At 64.6% G+C, this 18,636-nt stretch carries 16 protein-coding genes; 7 read left to right on the top strand and 9 right to left on the bottom strand.

Annotated features, from left to right (window positions below):
* The first annotated feature begins 1 nt into the window (after position 1).
* From J5M71_RS20895 to J5M71_RS20910, 4 genes are all read left to right on the top strand, one after another.
* Positions 2–1,342 (top strand): HlyD family type I secretion periplasmic adaptor subunit, encoded by a 1,341-nt coding sequence (locus tag J5M71_RS20895; protein ID WP_207836202.1) that lies wholly within the window; start codon positions 2–4, stop codon positions 1,340–1,342.
* Positions 1,343–2,671 carry a TolC family outer membrane protein gene (locus J5M71_RS20900; protein WP_207836204.1) on the top strand — a complete coding sequence of 443 codons (1,329 nt, stop codon included), beginning with the start codon at positions 1,343–1,345 and terminating at the stop codon, positions 2,669–2,671.
* A gap of 87 nt (positions 2,672–2,758) precedes the next feature.
* Positions 2,759–3,622 carry a sensor domain-containing diguanylate cyclase gene (locus J5M71_RS20905; protein ID WP_207836207.1) on the top strand — a complete coding sequence of 288 codons (864 nt, stop codon included), beginning with the start codon at positions 2,759–2,761 and terminating at the stop codon, positions 3,620–3,622.
* Positions 3,623–3,667: 45 nt separating this feature from the next.
* Positions 3,668–4,336 carry a class I SAM-dependent methyltransferase gene (locus J5M71_RS20910; protein WP_207836211.1) on the top strand — a complete coding sequence of 223 codons (669 nt, stop codon included), beginning with the start codon at positions 3,668–3,670 and terminating at the stop codon, positions 4,334–4,336.
* Between the two features lie 74 nt (positions 4,337–4,410).
* On the opposite strand, the gene quiC is transcribed toward J5M71_RS20910, so the two are convergent.
* Positions 4,411–6,318, bottom strand: coding sequence for a 3-dehydroshikimate dehydratase QuiC (gene quiC / locus J5M71_RS20915; RefSeq protein ID WP_207836214.1), 1,908 nt, complete (start codon positions 6,316–6,318; stop codon positions 4,411–4,413).
* Positions 6,319–6,605: 287 nt separating this feature from the next.
* Between quiC and J5M71_RS20920 the strand changes: the two genes are divergently transcribed.
* A complete protein-coding gene (locus J5M71_RS20920; RefSeq protein ID WP_207836217.1) occupies positions 6,606–7,979 on the top strand; it encodes an MFS transporter in 1,374 nt (457 codons plus the stop codon).
* Between the two features lie 136 nt (positions 7,980–8,115).
* On the opposite strand, the gene J5M71_RS20925 is transcribed toward J5M71_RS20920, so the two are convergent.
* The 5 genes from J5M71_RS20925 to J5M71_RS20945 form a co-directional block, all read right to left on the bottom strand.
* Positions 8,116–9,528: a DOPA decarboxylase gene (locus J5M71_RS20925; RefSeq protein WP_207836232.1), complete on the bottom strand. Its 1,413-nt coding sequence runs from the start codon at positions 9,526–9,528 to the stop codon at positions 8,116–8,118.
* Between the two features lie 181 nt (positions 9,529–9,709).
* Positions 9,710–10,654, bottom strand: a complete 945-nt coding sequence (locus J5M71_RS20930; RefSeq protein WP_207836233.1) for a LysR family transcriptional regulator — start codon at positions 10,652–10,654, stop codon at positions 9,710–9,712.
* 139 nt (positions 10,655–10,793) lie between these two features.
* The gene (locus J5M71_RS20935; RefSeq protein ID WP_013972055.1) at positions 10,794–11,504 is read right to left on the bottom strand and encodes a YebC/PmpR family DNA-binding transcriptional regulator; all 711 of its coding nucleotides are present in this window, start codon (positions 11,502–11,504) and stop codon (positions 10,794–10,796) included.
* A gap of 97 nt (positions 11,505–11,601) precedes the next feature.
* Entirely contained in the window at positions 11,602–12,993 is a 1,392-nt protein-coding gene (locus J5M71_RS20940; RefSeq protein WP_207836236.1) for an FAD-dependent oxidoreductase, read from the bottom strand.
* Between the two features lie 15 nt (positions 12,994–13,008).
* Entirely contained in the window at positions 13,009–14,325 is a 1,317-nt protein-coding gene (locus J5M71_RS20945) for an MFS transporter (protein ID WP_207836237.1), read from the bottom strand.
* 243 nt (positions 14,326–14,568) lie between these two features.
* On the opposite strand from J5M71_RS20945, the gene J5M71_RS20950 reads away from it, so the two are divergent.
* Both J5M71_RS20950 and J5M71_RS20955 read left to right on the top strand, forming a co-directional pair.
* Positions 14,569–15,438: a LysR substrate-binding domain-containing protein gene (locus tag J5M71_RS20950; RefSeq protein ID WP_063913748.1), complete on the top strand. Its 870-nt coding sequence runs from the start codon at positions 14,569–14,571 to the stop codon at positions 15,436–15,438.
* A gap of 157 nt (positions 15,439–15,595) precedes the next feature.
* Positions 15,596–15,967 carry a DUF2784 domain-containing protein gene (locus J5M71_RS20955; protein ID WP_207836240.1) on the top strand — a complete coding sequence of 124 codons (372 nt, stop codon included), beginning with the start codon at positions 15,596–15,598 and terminating at the stop codon, positions 15,965–15,967.
* Here J5M71_RS20955 and tam read toward each other — a convergent pair.
* The 3 genes from tam to J5M71_RS20970 form a co-directional block, all read right to left on the bottom strand.
* Entirely contained in the window at positions 15,957–16,733 is a 777-nt protein-coding gene (tam, locus tag J5M71_RS20960; RefSeq protein ID WP_063913750.1) for a trans-aconitate 2-methyltransferase, read from the bottom strand. The two genes, J5M71_RS20955 and tam, sit on opposite strands and share 11 nt — an antisense overlap.
* Positions 16,734–16,908: 175 nt before the next feature.
* Complete coding sequence (locus J5M71_RS20965; protein WP_207836243.1) at positions 16,909–18,318, bottom strand: amino acid permease; 1,410 nt, start codon at positions 18,316–18,318, stop codon at positions 16,909–16,911.
* Positions 18,318–18,593 (bottom strand): hypothetical protein, encoded by a 276-nt coding sequence (locus tag J5M71_RS20970; RefSeq protein WP_085619209.1) that lies wholly within the window; start codon positions 18,591–18,593, stop codon positions 18,318–18,320. Before J5M71_RS20970 ends, J5M71_RS20965 begins: the two co-directional genes overlap by 1 nt.
* Between the last annotated feature and the right edge of the window lie 43 nt (positions 18,594–18,636).

Below are 18,636 nucleotides of genomic sequence, written 5' to 3' on the forward strand. Positions count from 1 at the left end.
CATGCAGATGACCCAACACACCGAATTGATTCCCGCCGAGGCCCGCAACGGGATCGACCTGGACATGGGCCGGCCGGCACGCTGGGGCGTATGGATGGTCATCGCCGGCTTTGGCGGCTTCCTGCTGTGGTCGTGCCTGGCGCCACTGGATGCCGGGGTGGTCGCCACCGGCACGGTCAAGGTCACCAGCAACCGCAAGGCCGTACAGCACCTGACCGGCGGCACGGTCGAGGCAATCCTGGTGCGCGAAGGCGATATGGTGAAGAAAGGCCAGGAGGTGGTACGCCTCGACGCCCTGCGCGCAGTGGCCGAACAGGGCGCAGTCAGTGCCCAGTACATCGTCAGCAAGACCGTGGAAAACCGCCTGGAAGCCGAGCGCGATGGCCGCGACACGGTCACCTTCGACCCAGCCCTGCTCAAGCACTACGGCAACGACCCGCGCCTGCTGGCAGCCATGGACCTGCAACAACGCCTGCTGGACACCCGCCGCGCGGGCCTTGCCGGTGAACTGAGCATCCTCGAGGAAAACCTCGCCGCCACTGCGGTACAGCTCAAGGGCCTGCAGCAGGTGTACGGCGCCCGTGCCTCGCAGATTGGCTTCCTCAACCAGGAACTGCAAGGCACCCGCGTGCTGGCCGCCGAAGGCTACGTGCCACGCAACCGCCTGCTGGAGCTGGAGCGCAACAATGCCGACCTGTCCGCCGGCCAGGCGGAAAACCTCAACAACATTGCCCGCACGCGCAGCCAGGCCACCGAGATCAAGCTGCGCATGCTGCAACGCCAGCACGACTACCTGAAGGAAGTGGAGTCGCAACTGACCGATACCGCCAAGGAGAACACCACCCTGGCCGACCGCCTGCGCGCGCTGGACTACGAAGTGACCCACACGGTGATCCGCTCGCCGATCGACGGCATGGTCCAGGCCCTGAGCATTGCCACGGTCGGCGGCATCATCCAGCCTGGGGTCAAGATCATGGAGGTGGTGCCGCTCGACCAGCCGCTGCAGGTCGACGCGATGATCCCGGTACAGGCCATCGACAAGATGGTCCCGGGCCTGGACGTGGACCTCGCCTTCCCGGCCTTCAACCATGCGAAGACGCCGAACATCCCAGGGCGGGTCAAGACCATCTCCGCCGACCGCCTGATGGACGAAGAAAGCAAACAGCCGTACTACCTGGCCCAGGTTGAGGTGACGCAGGACGGCATGGGCCTGCTGGGCAGCAATCACATCCGCCCCGGCATGCCGGCCACCGTCACCATCAAGACCGGCGAGCGCAACCTGCTAAGCTACCTGCTAAAACCGATGCTCGAACGCGTGGACGCCTCGTTCAAGGAGCAGTGAATGAATCACCGGTGCCTGATGCTTTGCCTGTTGGGGTTGTCCGCACAGACCAGTGCCATGGACCTGAAACAAGCCTGGGACCTGCTGCAGTACCAGGGCCCGATCTACCGCGCCGCGGTGCACGAGAAAGAAGCCGGCAGCGAGAACCGCGCCATCGGCCAGGCCGGCCTGCTACCGCAGATCAACGCGGCTGGCTACTTCAACAAGGTCAATGGCAGCCAGCGGCAGAGTGGCCGGGACAGCGACCTGGACTATGACTCCAAGGGCGCCAACGTGCGTTTGCGCCAACCGCTGTTCAACAAGCAGAAGATGGCCGAATACCGTCAGGGCCAGCAACGTGCCGACTACAGCGTGGCAGTGTTCGACGCCAAGAGCCAGGACGCTGCGGTGCGCCTGGCCGACGCTTACTTCGACGTGCTGCTGGCCAGCGAAACCATCACCCTGGCCAAGGCCAAGCTGAATGCCTTCGAAGAGCAGCTGGCGTCGGCGAAGCGGCGCATGGAGCTGGGTGCCGGCACCATCACCGACATCGACGAGTCGGTGGCCCGCCGCGACCTGGCCGAGGCTGACCTGATCGAGGCCCAGGACAACCTGGTCAACGCCCGCCGCAAGCTGGAGGAATACATCGGTGAAACCCCGCAGTCGCTGACCACCTTGCAGCCAGGCTTCAACACACCGCCCCTGATACCGGGCAACCTGCAGGACTGGCTGGTCAAGGCCCAGGCCGACAGCCCGTTGATTCATGCGCGCCGGCACAGCTACGAGCTGGCCGAAGAAGAAGTGAAGCGCGCCCGCGCCGGGCACTGGCCGACCCTGGATTTCGTGGCGGGCTATACCGCTGGCAGCAGCCAGTCGATTTCCGAACTGAACCAGCGCAACCACTACAGCTCGATCGGGCTGGAGCTGAACATTCCGCTGTACAGCGGTGGCGGTACCAGTGCCCTCACCCGCCAGGCCAGTGCCAACAGTTCCAAGGCCCTGGATGAACTGGACGCCACGCGCCAGGAAGTGATTTCCGGCACCACTCGCGAGTACCGCGGCGTGCAGAGTGGCGCCTTGCGCATTCAGGCGCTGGAAAAGGCTGTGGCGTCCAACGAACGCTCGCTGCTTTCGGCCCGCAAGGGCTTCAAGGAAGGCGGCACCAGCACCAACTCCGATGTGCTCAATGCCGAAGAGTTGCTGTATGACGCCCGCCACGACCTGTTCGAGGCGAAGTTGAACTACCTGATGTCGCGGCTGCGCCTGGCGTCGTCGGTGGGTAGCCTGGGGGATGACGATATCCAGCAGATCAACGATTACCTTGGACCGGAACTGGTGGTGAGCAACTGACTATCGGCCCGCTCCCACAGCGGCGCCTACCGCATTTTGTTCCATTTCAGGCTATGATCGGTGACCCCGCCGCGGACGCCCTGACCTATGCCCGTCGACCTGCAAGCGTTATACCCCAGGCTGATCCACCTGATGCTGGACACGGTGTTCGTGGTCGACAGGGACAACCAGATCGTTTTCGTCAGCGATGCCTGCGAGGCGCTGCTGGGTTACCAGGCCTGCGAACTGATCGGCACCCCGATCACCGACTATATGCACCCTGACGACCTGGCGATCACGCGTGCATCGATCGTCCGGGTGATGAGCGGCCATCCCCATTACGACTTCCGCAACCGCTACATCCGCAAGGATGGCGGTATCGTGCATATCCTGTGGGCGGCCTGCTGGTCCGACGAGGCCGATGCCCGCATCGGTGTGGCGCGGGATATCACCGCCCAACGCCAGGCCGAGGACGAACTGCGCTTCCTGGCCCACCATGACCCCCTCACCCGCCTGGCCAACCGGGCCATGTTCAACGAGCGGCTTGACACCGCCCTTGCCGCGGCCCGGCGCCACAACCACCCGCTGGCGTTGCTGTTCATCGATATCAATGACTTCAAGGACATCAACGATAACCATGGGCACAGCGTGGGTGACCGGGTGCTGTGCACCTTGGCACGGCGCCTGGAAGGCTGTGTGAGTGCGACCGATACAGTAGCCCGAATGGGCGGTGACGAGTTCACCGTGCTACTGACCGACTACGCATCGCCAGAGACCATTGCCGAGCAGGTGGCACGTATCCTGGCAGCCATGGCCGAGCCACTCGGCGCCGAGTTTGCGGGCATCGACGCGCCTTCCTGCAGCATTGGCGTGGCCTGTTTCCCCGAGGACGGCAGCGACGCCGACATGCTGCTGCGCCATGCTGATGGCGATATGTACCGGGTCAAGCGACAGCGCGCTGCGGCCAGCTGATCGCTCTGGCGGCCGCTGGTGGAATCGACCACAACGGAGATGACCATGCGCAACCCTGAAGATACCTTGCTCGATAGCTGGCAGCACAACGCCCAGGCCTGGATCGATGCGGTGCGCAGTGGCGCCATCGAGAGCCGCCGCCAGGTCACCGACCAGGCCATCCTGCTGGCCATTCTTGGTCGCCAACCCGAACGCGTGCTCGACCTGGGCTGTGGTGAAGGCTGGCTGTTGCGGGCGCTGGGCGACCGTGGTGTCGAAGCAGTAGGTGTGGATGGTGACCGGGCGCTGGTGGATGCCGCGCGCGCTGCGGGTTCCGCCGAGGTGCACCTGGCCAGCTATGCACAGCTGGTCGATGCGCAGGCCTATGTTGGCCAGGACTATGACCTGGTCTGTGCCAACTTCGCCCTGTTGCAGCAGGACATCATCCCGCTGCTGGCGGCGATGAATGCGTTGCTGGTGCCAGGCGGTGCGCTGGTGATCCAGACCCTGCACCCATGGAGTGTGGCGGATGGGAATTACCAGGATGGCTGGCGGGAGGAGTCGTTTGCCGGGCTCGCCGGGGATTGGCACGTGATGCCTTGGTACTTCCGCACCCTGGCCAGCTGGCTGAACGCGCTGGACATGGCGGGGTTGCGGCTGGTCGGTTTGCAGGAGCCACAGCACCCGCAGAGTGCGCTGCCGCAGTCGCTGCTGTTGGTGGCCGAGCGCCCTTGAAGCATACGCGGTCGTAGGAGCGGCCTTGCGGCCCATCGCGACACAAGGCCGCTCCTACAGGGACCGCGCCAGGGTCAGAGGACCGGCTTGCGCACCGCCCCGCTGCGGGCCTTGGCCATGGCCGCCAGGCGCACCGCGACGTTGGCTGCACCGTAACCGGCATAACCACCCTTGCGCTGGATGATTTCGAAGAAGAAACGCTCTTCGAACGGCTCGGTGTACACGTGGAACAGCTCGCCACCCTGGGCATCGCGGTCGTACAGCACGTTGTAGTAGGCCAGTTCGCTGAGGAACTCGTCGTCGAAATCGAAACGCGCCGCCAGGTCGTCGTAGTAGTTCAGCGGGATCTCCAGCAGCGGTACGCCAGCCAGTTTGGCCCGCGCCACTTCGCGGAAGATGTCGTCGCAATCGAAGGCAATGTGGTGCACCCCCGAACCACGGTAACTGGACAGCGCATGGGCGATGGCGGTATTGCGGTTTTCCGAAATGTTCAACGGCAGGCGCAAGGTGCCGCACTGGCTGCGCAGGGCGCGGCTCTTGACCAGCCCGTAAGGGTCCGGCAGCACCACTTCGTCATCGGCAGCGAAATCGAACAGGCTCTTGTAGAACAGCACCCAGCTGTCCAGCGACTCGGCTGGCAGGGCCAGGGCCATGTGGTCGATGCGGCGCAGGCCGCCGGTGGCCGTGGCGCTCTTGTCCAGGCTGAAGTCGGTGTCGTACAGGGTCTGGCCAGCCGTGCCCTGCTCCACCAGATACAGCAGGCTGCCATCCGGCGCTCGTACCGCCGGCACTTCACACTCGTTAGGCCCGACCAGGCCGCGGAACGGCTGGCCACGGTAGGCGGTGGCACGCTTCAGGGCAGCTTGCTGGTCCTTGACCCGCAGCGCGGTGGCGCACAGCGACGGCCCGTGGGCCTCGAAGAAGTTGTGGCCGAAGGAATAGGGTTCGGCGTTCAGCACAATGTTGATATCGCCCTGGCGCAGCAGTTGCACCGCTTTGCTGCGGTGCTTGCCGGCTTCGGCAAAGCCCAGGCGCTTCAGCCAGCTACCCAGGCGCGCGCCAACGGCCTCGTCGACCGCGAATTCGAGGAACTCCACACCGTCATAGGCACTGGCCGCCGGTGGGGTGAACAGCACACCGGGTTCGATCGGCGTGCCTTCCTGCTCCAGGCGCAGGCGAGTCTGCTCCTCGAGGTACAGCAGCGAACGCAGGCCGTCGGCGGCATTCTGCCGGGGCGGTGCAGCGCGGAAGCCGTCGTTGAAGATTTCCAGCGACAGCGGCCCGCGGTAGCCGGTGGCGAGGATTGGCGCCAGGAAACCGGCCATGTCCATCTCGCCCTGCCCCGGGAAGCAACGGAAGTGGCGGCTCCACTCCAGCACATCCATGGCCAGGATCGGCGCATCGGCCATTTGCACGAAGAAGATCTTGTCGCCGGGGATATCGCGGATCGCGCTCGGGTCGCCCTTGAGCGACAGGGTGTGGAAGCTGTCGAGGATCACCCCGAGGGCCGGGTGGTCAGCCTGGCGCACCAGGTTCCAGACTTGCTGGTAGGTATTGACGTGGCGGCCCCAGGCCAGGGCTTCGTAGCCAATGCGCAGGCCGCGTTTGCCGGCGTGCTCGGCCAGCAGGCGCAAGTCGTCGACCAACAACTGTTCTTCGCTCAGGGCATCGGCCTGGACGTTGCTGCAAACCAGCACCAGGTCGGTACCCAGTTCCTGCATCAGGTCGAACTTGCGCTCGGCGCGGTCGAGGTTTTTCTGCAGGCGGTCGCGGCGGCAGCCTTCAAAGTCGCGGAACGGCTGGAACAGGGTGATGGCAATACCCAGGTCGGCGCACATCTGCCGCACCTGGCGCGGGCTGCCAGCGTAATAGAGCAGGTCGTTTTCGAAGATCTCGACGCCGTCAAAACCGGCGGCGGCGATGGCTTCGAGCTTTTCCGGCAGGGTGCCGCTCAAGGACACGGTAGCGATCGAACGCTGCATGGCGGGAGTTCCTTGTTGTTAGAGGGAGACGGTGCCAGACAGGTAAAAAACACTGTCACAGTTTATGGCACGATCGATTATTCGCAGGTAGAGTCGTCGCTTCAATCTCTTTGTACGGAATGGTTAGTTTTGCGTTCGATTATCGCACAATACCCGTTTTAGCGAATTGCCAGTCCGCTGGCCCGTGGTCAACATGAACCACAGACGCAGGCACACCGACCACTGCCTCCTGCCTTGGCTAACCTCCGGCGGAACCTGCGCTAACAACAATAACAACGGAGACAACGATGGCTCACTCCAGCTCTCAAGCCAAGAAAGCGACCGCCAGTGGATGGATAGGCTCGGCACTCGAGTACTACGACTTCTTCATCTACGCCCAGGCCGCTGCGCTGATTTTCCCGCAGATCTTCTTCCCTAACACCGACCCGAAAATGGCCATCATTGCCTCGCTGGCCACCTACGGCGTGGGTTACCTGGCGCGCCCGTTCGGCGCCTTCGTGCTGGGCCACTGGGGTGACACCCGCGGCCGCAAGAACGTACTGTTGCTGTGCATGTTCCTGATGGGCCTGTCGACCATGGCCGTGGGCCTGCTGCCCACCTACCACGACATCGGCCTGCTCGCCCCGGCCCTGCTGGTGGTGCTGCGCCTGATCCAGGGCTTTGCCGTGGCCGGTGAAATTTCCGGTGCCAGTTCGATGATCATGGAACATGCGCCATTCGGTCGACGGGGCTACTACGCCAGCTTCACCCTGCAAGGCGTACAGGCTGGCCAGGTGCTGGCGGCAGCCGTGTTCCTGCCACTGGCCTACTTCATGCCCAGCGAAGCCTTCAACGACTGGGGCTGGCGCATTCCATTCCTGATGAGCGCCATCGTGCTGATTGCCGGCTTCATCATCCGTAAGGAAGTGCACGAAACCCCGGCGTTCGTGAAGGAAGAGAAGCAGGACAAAGTCGCCAAGTCGCCGATCAGCGAAGCCTTCCGCCACAGCTGGAGGCACATGGTGCTGGTGATGTTCATGGCGCTGATGAACGTGATCCCGGTGGTGGCCACCATCTTCGGTGCGGCCTACGCGGTACAGCCGGCCTATGGCATCGGCTTCGACAAGAGCGTGTACCTGTGGATTCCGGTAGTCGGCAACATCGTTGCGGTGCTGGTGATTCCGTTTGTCGGCAACCTGTCCGACAAGATCGGCCGTCGCCCGACCATGATCGCCGGTTGCCTGGGCTCGGGCCTGCTGGCGTTCCTCTACCTGTATGCGATCAGCATCCAGAACGTACCGCTGGCGTTCGCCTCGTCGATCGTCATGTGGGGCATGGTGTACCAGGGCTACAACGCGGTGTTCCCCAGCTTCTACCCAGAACTGTTCCACACCCGCTACCGCGTTTCGGCCATGGCCATCGCGCAGAACATCGGCACCATGCTGACCGCCATGCTGCCGGCGCTGTTCGCCCTGGTTGCCCCGCCCGGCTCGGACAACATCCCGCTGGTGGTTGGTGGGCTGGCGTTCTTCATCACCTGCGTGTGCGCCCTGGCAGCGTACATTGCCCCGGAAACCCATCGCCTGGCGATGGAAGACCTGGGTAACCCCGATGCCAAGCCGATGGACAAGACCACCTATGAAGCTAGCCGTAAAGGTAGCTTTCAGGCAGTGAGCCACTGATCGATTGCAGGGGGCTGCTCTGCAGCCCATTCGCGGGCAAGCCCGCTCCCACAGGGTCGCATCAAGCCTGAGGCCGATGCAGTCCCTGTAGGAGCGGGCTTGCCCGCGAATGGGCCGCAACGCGGCCCCGGCAATTTCAGCCCTTGACCACTTCCTGCAGGCGCGCCCAGAGCTGTTCGACATGCTCCCGCTCGGTCGGCAATGCGCCAATCGACACCCGCACCATCCACCGCCCATCCAGCGTCGCCGGCGTCACATAGGCATCCCCGGACGCATTCAGCCGCTCGGCCCACCCCTTGGTATGCGCATCCAGCGCCTCCCCTTCCAGCCCCGCCGGCCGATGGCGAATGCACAACGTCTGCAACTGCACCGGCGCCAGTACCTCCCACTCCCCAGCCGCCGCAACCTGCCCGGCCAGCCATTGGGCATTGTCCAGGTCACGCCGCAGCCGTGCCTGCAACGCCTCAACGCCCTCGCTGCGCAGCATGAACCACAGCTTCAACGCCCGGAACCGGCGGCCCAGCGGGATACCCCAGTCACGCAGGTTCTTCACCTCGCCATCCACCGCCGACTGCAGGTAGCTGGGGTTGGTGCTCATGACCCGGATCAGGTGCTGCGGGTCGCGCACGTAGTAGATCGAGCAATCGAAGGCTACGCCCAGCCACTTGTGCGCGTTGACCACCAGCGAATCGGCCAGCTCGATGCCGTCCCACATCCAGCGGCATTCCGGCAGGATCATCGCCGAGCCGGCCATGGCCGAGTCCACGTGCAGCCACAGGCCATGGGCCTGGGCGATCTCGCCGATCGGGCGCAGCGGGTCGAGCGCCGTGGTGGCGGTGGTACCGGTGGTCGCGACCACGGCGCAGGGCTGGTTGCCGGCGGCCAGGTCCTGCTCGATCGCCGCCTGCAGTGCTTGCGGGCGCATGGCGTAGCGTTCGTCGGTCGGGATCAGGCGGATGTTGTCGCGGCCAAAACCGGCCAGCAGTGCTGCCTTGTCCACCGAGCTGTGGGCGTGGGCACTGACATAGACGATCAGCGGCCTGGCCTGGGCTTGCAGGCCGCCGCGCACCAGTGCGTAGTCGCTGGCGCGTTCGCGCGCACAGATCAGCGCCACCAGGGTGCTGGTGGATGCGGTGTCCTGGATCACCCCGCTCCATTGGCCAGACAGGCCGAGCAACTGACGCAGCCAGTCGAGGGTGGTTTCCTCCAGCTCGCTCAGGGCCGGGCTGGACTGCCACGACAGGCCCAATACGCCAAGGCCGGTGCTGAGGAAGTCACCGAGGACCGACGACAGGGTGCCGTTGGAGGGGAAATAACCGTAGAAGTCCGGGTGCTGCCAATGGGACAGGCCAGGCATGACCAACTGGTTGACGTCGTCGAGGATCGCTGCGAAAGGTTCGCCTTGCTGAGGGGCCTGTGTGGGCAAGGCGGCCTTGAGGTAGCCGGGCTCGACCTGGGCCATGACCGGGCGCTCGCCAACGGTCTGGCGGTAATCGGCGATAAGGTCGATCAGTTGGTGGCCGTACTGGCGGAATTGTTCGGGGGTCACCTGGGGTCTCCTGTGGGTTGTTCGCTGCCTGTACTGGCCTCTTCGCGGGTAAACCCGCTCCCACAGGCATGGCATCGCTTGTGGGAGCGGGTTTACCCGCGAAGAGGCCGGTACAGACAACACATTGCACCCAGTCTAGGCACCTATCCCGAAGTGAATAACCCCGCTTCGCGCATACCTGTTATGGCAAACCCGCATGCCCGCCCTGCACACCAAACTGCGACTGGCGCCACAACTCGAACACCCGGTTGCGCAACCAGCGGTGCTCGGCCGAGGCCTGCAGGCGCTGGTGCCATACCACCCAGTAGCGCTGGCTGTGGTCGATGAAACCCAGCGGCCGCCAGGCCAGGTCATGCAGGCGACACAGCTGCCGGGCGATATGCTCGGGGACGGTGGCCAGCGCCTGGCTGTTGGCGATCACCTGCACGGTGGCTGAGAAGAACGGCACTTCCAGGCTGACCCGACGTTGCAGGCCCTGGACGCGCAGATGGCGGTCAATGAAGCTGTCCTTGTCACCACCGCCGGAAATACGCACATGCTTGTGCGCCAGGTAGTCGGCCTGGCTGAGCGCACCGTGGGCGACCAGCGGGTGGTCGTGGCGCATCAGGCACACCGCGCGGTCTTCGCCCAACAGGCGCCCGTGCAGGTTGGGTGGCGACTCGTCGAACAAGGTGGTGGCCAGGTCGATCTCACCGCTGGCCAGCAAGGCGTACTGGCCGGCCTGCCAGGTGCGGTACTCCAGCGATACGCCCGGCGCTTCGCGCTCCAGCGCCGCCACCAGCAGCGGCAGCATGTGCTCGGCCACATAGTCGGACGCTGCCAGGCAGAAGCGCCGCTCGCAACGCGCCGGGTCGAATACTGCGGGCTGGCGCAGGGCGTGCAGTTCTTCGAGAACCTGGCGCAGGGGTTCGACCAGGGCTTCGGCGTGTTCGCTTAGCACGTAACCGCGGCCCTGGCGAACCAGCAACGGGTCGTCAAAGGCTTCGCGCAGGTGGGCCAGCTGGCGGCTAAGGGCGGACTGGCTGACGCCCAGACGCTCGGCGGCGTGGCTGAGGTTCTTCAGCTGCAGCAGGTGGTCGAGGGTGCGCAGGTGGGCGAGGCTGAGGGAGGCGAAGGTGGGGTTCATCGGGGTTCGGCTCCAGACCGCTGGCGAGGGCTTTGCCCTCGTTTCGCGACACAATGCCGCTCCCACATGGAGTATGCGTTCCACTGTGGGAGCGGCCTTGCGTCGCGAAAGGGCCGCAAAGCGGCCCCGGATACGCAGATCAGTCAGTCAGGCCGACATACACGTTCTGCACATCATCGTTCTCGTCGATCGCCTCGAGGAACGCTTCCACCTCGGCCAATGCTTCAGCACTCAGGCTGGCCGCGCTCACCGGGTTTTTCGGGGTGTAGCCGATCTTCGCCGAAGTCACGGTAAAGCCATGCTCCGGCAGGGCTTTCTGCACCGCGTCCAGGTCGGTGGTGTCGGTGATGAACAGGGTCGAACCCTCTTCGTCGCCTTCCTCGAAGTCCTGGGCACCGGCTTCGATGGCCGCCATTTCCGGGTCGGCGTCGCCGTTCGGGGTGGCTTCGATCAGGCCGACATGGTTGAAGTCCCAGGCCACCGAACCACTGGCACCCAGCTGGCCCTTGCGGAACAGCACGCGGATTTGCGCGACGGTACGGTTGACGTTGTCGGTCAGGCACTCGACGATCAGCGGTACCTGGTGCGGGGCGAAGCCTTCGTAGCTAACCGCCGAGTACTGCACGGCATCGCCGTCCAGGCCCGCGCCCTTGCGGATTGCGCGCTCCAGGGTCTCGCGGGTCATCGAGGCCTTCTTGGCCTGCTCGATGGCCAGGCGCAGGCGCGGGTTCATGTCCGGGTCGGCACCGGACTTGGCAGCGATCTGGATCTCTTTGGACAGCTTGCCCATGATCTTGCCTTTGGCGTTGGCCGCGGCTTCTTTATGTTTGGCTTTCCACTGTGCGCCCATGTCGACTCTCTTGTTTCAGCGGCCGGTTCAGGAAGCGACCGGCCAAAAGTGGGTGCAGTTTATACGCCCTCTGGCCTGTGTTCGACAAGAAATCTCATCAGCCTTTGTCCGCCTTGCCTGCCGCCGCGGCCAACCGCGCCAACCGCACATCCAGCCGGCGCGGACGCAAACCATGGTCCTCGGCCCGCTCCTTGCGGCGGATGGCATTGCGCACCATCAGCGAGCCCAGGTAGCGGATCGGCTCTGGCGGGAACAGCCCCAGCGGCCCTTTCACCAACGGCGAACGGGTCCACGGGTTGTCCAGCCCCAGCGCCAGCGACGAGAGAATCTGCCCACCCATGTGGCACGGCCCGACGCCACTGCCGGAGTAACCAAAGCCGTAGAATACGTTGCCCTGCCCGTCCAGCCGGCCAAAAAACGGCAAACCGGTCACCGAGCGATCGGACGGCCCGTTCCAGCTGGCCGCCAGCGGCACCTCGGCCAGCGCCGGGAAAAACCCACCCAGGCTTTCGCGCAGCAGCGGCCGGTACGGCGACGGCTGGTCGAATACCGGCAACATGCGCCCGCCATAGGCGAAGGTATTGCCACCCTTGCCGAGCATCAGCCGACCATCGGAGGTGTTGTGGTAGTAGTGCACGAAAATCCGCGAATCGAGCACGCTGATGCCGCTGTCCAGGCCAATCTGGTGCAGCAGCTCGGGACACGGCTCGGTGATCACCATGTCGCTGGAAACGATCGCCACGCTGCGCTCGAACTGCGGGAAAGCCCGCGCCATCCAGGCATTCAGGCCCAGGGCCACGCGGTCGGCGCGCACCGTGCCATGGGCCGTGCGCACCTGCACCGGGGTGCCGTGCTCCAGGCCAGTCATGGCGCTGCCCTCATGGATACGCACGCCGCGCTGCAAGGCCACCCGGCGCAAGCCGCGCACCAGCTTGCCCGGCTGCACCGTGGCCGCGGCCGGCGAAAACCAGCCTTCCAGGTGCCGCGCCGAACCCGCCAGGCGCTGCACCTGCTGCAGCGGCAGGCGGCGAAACGAATTGATCCCTCTGTGCTCCAGCGCAGCAATCACCGCGTCGGTGGCGCCGACCTGGGCGGCATTGGTGGCGGTGTACAGCGTGCCGTCAAGGCGGTAATCGCAGTCGATGCCATTGGCCGCGCAGAACGCGCCGATTTCACCGATGCTGCGCTCCGACTCGCGCACCAGGCGCACCGCCTCGGCCACCCCGAACAGGCGCTCGAGGGTGAAGTACTTGGCCGACCAGGACAACGCGCAGCCACCATTGCGGCCACTGGCACCGGCGCCGCAGATATCGGCCTCGATCAGCACGATATCCAGGGCCGGCACCGCCTCCTTGAGCATCAGTGCGGTCCACAGGCCGGTGTAGCCGCCACCGACGATGCATACATCGCAACGGGCATCGCCTTGCAGCGGTGGGCACACCGCCTCCTGCGCCGAATCCAGGGCCTGTTGCAGCCAGAAGGGTCTCATTCGCTCGCTTTCCTTTCAGGTACGCAGTGGCTTGATTGCCATGCTGGTATTTGGTGCCACATCGGTGCTTTGCACAGCGCTGGCCGGTCGGCTGTTCCAGTGCGGCAGCAGCACCAGCGCCGAGAACAGGGCACAGCCGGCAAACACGATGAACACCGTGACACCATCGAAGTAACCCGGCAGCAGCCCGCCCAGTATCGCCCCCACCGAGCCGCAGCCATTGACGAAGCCCGCTGCGGTGGCACCGGCCTTGGCGGTGCCGAAGTCGATGGCCGCAGCGCCGCTGATCATCGAGTCCGGCCCGTACAGGGTCAGGCCCATGACGAACAGCAGGGCCACCACCAGGATCACGCTGCCGGTGTGCATGGCCGCCATGAATGCCGCCAGGGCCACGGTCAGCAGCAGCAGGCTGATGACACAGGCCGGCATGCGCCGGGCGCCGAACAGCTTGTCGGAGGCCAGGCCAATGATGATAGGGCCGAGCAGCCCGGCCAGTTCGAAGGCTGTCGGGATGATCGCTGCACCTACCTTGCCCACCGAAGGCATCTGCTCGAAGACGATCACCGGCCCCCACAGCAGGATGGCGTAGCGCGCCGGCTTCAACAGGAAGTACGCCAGCCCCAGGGTCAGCACCGTGCGGTTGCGCAGGATCTCCTTCAGCGGCGCCCACACGCTGCACAGGTTGCCGGCCGGGGCCATGCTCTGCGGCTCGGGCTCCACCGCCGGCAGGCCAACGTCTTCAGGTTTGTTGCGCTGCAGGAAGAAGAACAGCACGGCCACCAGCGCCACCACCGCGGCACTGGAGAAGAACGCCGCGTGCCAGGTACCGACCAGGGTATAGGCCCACCAGCCGGCGAACGGCGAGGCCACCAGGCCGCCAAAGGCATAGCAGGAACTCCACAGGCCCAGCACCCGCCCACGCTGCGACGCGGGGAAGAAGCTGCCGATGTTCTTGCACAACCCGGCCCAGCCGGTGGATTGCGCCAGGCCCTGTACCAGCATGCAGGTGGCGAAGATCGGGAAGGTCGCGTAACTGCCCATCACCACCGCCGCGGCAGCAGAAATCAGCAGGCCGCCGAGCACCACCACGCGCGGGCCAAAGCGGTCGGCAAGCATGCCCCAGGTGAACTGGCCCACGGCGTAGGCGGCCAGGTAGATGGCGTCGAGGTTGGCCATGGCGGCCTTGTCGAGCATGAAGCCGGGGTCTTCAGCGATGCCCAGCTTGGCCACCGAGAAGGCCTTGCGGGTGAAGTAGAAGGCGGCGTAGGCCAGCCAGGTAATGGCGAAAATCTGGATGCGCCAGCGTTTGAACGCGGCTAGGGATTGGTTCATGTAAGTCTGACCTCTTGCTCAAGTGTGCCGGCAGAATGTGAAGAAACGCCTGTCTTGTTCTTGTGTTACGCACAGCGATGACGAGGCTGTCATCGGGTCAGATGGCACCGTGTGGGCGCCATGGCCCTGGCGGCGCTTGTGGTGCCAGCGTCGGGCTGACATGCATGGAAACAGTTGCAGTAAGATAAATAAAATCGATTTATCGTATTTCACACATAAGCCCAGCTTGTTACTGAGGTCGTCATGTCGGTTTCCCACGCACAACTCAAGGCCTTCCATGCCGTGGCAGTTCACGGCAGCTTTACCCGCGCCGCCGAGAAGCTGTTTCTTACCCAGCCCGCGGTGTCGGACCAGGTGCGCAAACTGGAGGAGCGCTTCGGCGTGTTGCTGTTCCACCGCAACAAGCGCTCGGTGCAGCTCACCGACCTCGGCGAGCGCCTGCTGGGTATCAGCCAGCGCCTGTTCGCCTGCGAGGCCGAAGCCCATGAACTGCTGCAGGATTCGCGTGCGCTGCACACCGGCAGCCTGGTACTGGCAGTGGATGCGCCAGTGCACGTGCTGCCGCAGATCGCCCGCTTCTGCCAGCGCTACCCGGGCATCCAGGTGAAGATCGAGACCGGCAACACCGACGAGTCGCTGGCCCGGCTGTTCAGCTACCAGGCCGACCTGGCCCTGCTGGGGCGGGACGTCGACGATGAGCGGCTGCACTGCCTGCCGCTGCGTCGCGACCCGATGGTGGCGTTCGTCTCCCACCAGCACCCATGGGCCAGCCGTGGCGCGATCAGCCTGGCGGATCTGGACGATATGCCGCTGGTGCTGCGCGAGCCCGGGTCGGTGACGCGGCAGACGCTGGAAGAAGAGATGCAACGGGCCGGGCTGCGGATTCGCCCGGCGATCCAGGTGGAAGGCCGGGAAGCGGCGCGGGAAGCGGTGGTGGTGGGGATTGGTGTGGGGGTGGTGTCGGCGGCGGAGTTTGGTGCGGATGCACGGGTGTGTGCGTTGCCGATCGTCGATTGCCAGCGGCACCTGACCGAGACACTGGTGTGCCTGAGTGAACAGCGCACGCGGCGGGTGGTGGCGACCTTCCTGCAGATGGTGGAGGAAGGGTTGTAAGCCTGTGCCGGCCTCTTCGCGGGTAAACCCGCTCCCACAGATCCCCCACAGTTCTCAGGTTCCGTGGAGTACCTGTGGGAGCGGGTTTACCCGCGAAGAGGCCAGTACAGGCAACCCATCTATGCTGGGAAGAACTCAATTCACAAAACAACTCCTCATGCTCTACCGCCTTGCCGCCGACACCCTGGTCCTGCTGCACCTGGCCTTCATCCTGCTGGTGCTGTTCGGCGGCCTGCTGGTGCTGCGCTGGCGCCCTGCCCTGCTGCTGCACCTGCCGGCCCTGACCTGGGGCCTGGCGGTAGAATGCCTGCACCTGGGCTGCCCGCTGACCACCTGGGAAAACCGCATGCGCAGCGCTGCCGGTGACGCGGGCTATCAGGGCGGCTTCGTCGAGCACTACATCTGGCCATTGATCTACCCCGCCGGGCTGACCCCGCACATCCAGCTGCTGCTGGGCACTTTCGTACTGCTGCTCAACCTCGGCATCTACAGCTACGTGGCCTGGCGCTGGCGCCGCCCTAGCGGGTAGCGATCACGAACAGCCGCGGGAACGGCAACAGCACCTTGCCATCGGTGGCCGGCGGGTAGTCGCGCTGCATCGCCTGCAGGTACATCTGCAGGAAATCCACCTGCTCCTGCGCCTCCAACCGCCCCAGATACGGACGCAAGGCAGAACCCTTGAACCATTCCACCACGGCTTCGGCGCCGCCGGCCAACGGGTGATGGTAGGTGGTACGCCACACATCCACCCGCGCACACAGCGGGCTGAGCAGGTCGTAGTAGAACGCCGCGTTGTGCCGTGGCGGCAGCTGGAAATCGGCGAACTTCGCCGCCCAGGGACCCTGGCTGGCAATTTCGCGCAGTTGCCGATGGGCCGGCTCGTCGAGGTTGTCCGGGGTCTGCACGGCCAGGCTGGCACCTTCGCTCAGCTGGCGCACCAGGTGCGGATACAGCGAGGCATGGTCAGGTACCCATTGCAGCGAGGCATTGGCCAGGATCAGGTCCTGCGGCTCGGGGGCGGACCAGCCTGCAATGTCACCAATGACCGTGCGCACGCGGGGGATGCACAGCCGTTTGCGCTCGCGGGCCTTGTCGATCATGTCCGGGTCGCTGTCCAGGGCCGTCACCTGAGCATCCGGGTAACGTTGCAGCAGCACCTCGGTGGAATTGCCGGGGCCACAGCCCAGATCGGTGGCGTGGCGGACCGGGCGTGGCGGCACGGCGGCGAGCAGGTCGCGCACGGCGCGCGTGCGTTCGTCTTCGAACTGGGAATACTGGGTGGCGGACCAGGCCATGTGAAGCTCCTTTGGGCGGGCAATGTGTTCAGCATATGCCATCTGCCCTGTTCTGATAGGTCTGACGCGGTCCCACAAGCAAAACGCCAGAAGTCCGAGGGAAAACCCTGGCCCAACAACACAAAACGGCCGGCCCCCCCCCAGGGAGCCGGCCGTTTTGAGAAGCGCGTGACGTTTAGTGCTGCTTGCCAGTGCGGATCTGGTGCACCACACCCATCGCCACCACGACTGCTGCGGCGATACCGGTGGAGATCACCAGGATCTGGTAGTCAGGCATGAAGGCCATGGTCACCAGGGCGGCCACGATGAACGCGATCACCAGGTAGGTGAGCCACGGGAACAGCCACATCTTCAGACGCACTTCCTTGCCTTCGGCGATCAGCTTGCGGCGCATGCGCAGCTGCGAGAAGGCGATCACCAGGTACACCAGCAGGGCGATCATGCCGGTGGTGTTCATCAGGGTTTCCAGCACGTCTTTCGGGCGCAGGGTCTCGCTGAAGTTGATCAGTGCACACACCACGGCCACGGCGCACGAACCCATGATCGCGTACACCGGTACACCGGTGCCGGCGCGGGTGATCTTGAAGAACGACGGCGCGTCGCCACGCTGGGCCAGGGAGAACAGCATGCGCGAAGCGGTGTAGTGGCCCGAGATCAGGCAGCTGCTCACCGAGGTCAGCACCACAAAGTTCATCAGCAGCTCGGCATAGGGCACGCCCAGCAGTTCCAGGGTGCGGCGGTAGGCGCCATAGCCGGAAACGCCCAGGTACGGGTCGTTCCACGGTACCAGGCAGACGATCAGGAAGATCGAACCCACGTAGAACAGGCACACACGCCAGACCACCGAGTTGGTCGCCTTGACGATCTGCGCGGCCGGGTCCTTGGCTTCGGAAGCGGCGATGGTGACGATTTCCGCGCCGAGGAAGGCGAACATCACCCCGAGCAAGGCACCGATCACGGTGGTGATGCCGTTGGGCATGAAGCCTTCGGCGGTGAGGTGGCTGATGCCACGCACTTCACCGAACTGCCAGATGTTCAGCACGGCAGCGGTACACACGATCAGGAAGCAGACGATCGCGATCACCTTGATCAAGGCGAACCAGAACTCGAACTCACCGTAGTGCTTGACGTTGAAGAAGTTGACGGTGATCAGCAACAGGGTCGTGGCCAGCACGAACACGTTGACGCTGACGTCGGGGAAGAAACCATGCAGGATCTTGCCCGCCACATAAGCTTCCCAGGCCATGAGGATGACCCAGTACCACCAGTACAGCCAGCCGATGGTGAAACCGGCCCAACGGCCGATGGCGCGATCGGCGTAGGTGGAGAACGAACCGGTGTCTGGCGAGGAAGTCGCCATTTCACCCAGCATGCGCATGATCAGTACCACCAGGATGCCGCCTGCCAGGTAGGCCAGGACAGCGGCTGGGCCGGCGCTGTGAATCACGCTGCCGGAACCGACGAACAAGGCGCCGCCGATAACCCCGGCGATCGACATCATCGTCAGGTGGCGCGACTTCAGCGAGGCACTGAGCTTGCTCTCGTGCCCGCTTTTCGCGGTGGTGGTTGTGGATGTTGCGTCCATCAGTTGTGTACCCCGTGCTTCTTTTTATCCAAGGAAAACTGTGAAACCCCGATGGCTGGCGGTTTCACGTACATCAGTGCTAATGCGCGCAGGATGGTGTGAGCGAACACACGCAGGCCTTCCATGGCGGCCTGCTGACGCGCCCCAGGGCAGGCGCCTGGGGCGAACTGAACATGCTTTAGGTGGCGATATCTGACACCTAATGTAAAAATGTCCGACGCAGAGAGCCATGCACAGTGGCATGAAACTCGCACTGCACTGTACAGGTCGCCCATGCAATACACCTTGCAAACGCCGGGCGATACGCACCCTGAAGGC

This window comes from Pseudomonas sp. 43(2021) (genome assembly GCF_017490805.1).
GTDB lineage: Bacteria > Pseudomonadota > Gammaproteobacteria > Pseudomonadales > Pseudomonadaceae > Aquipseudomonas.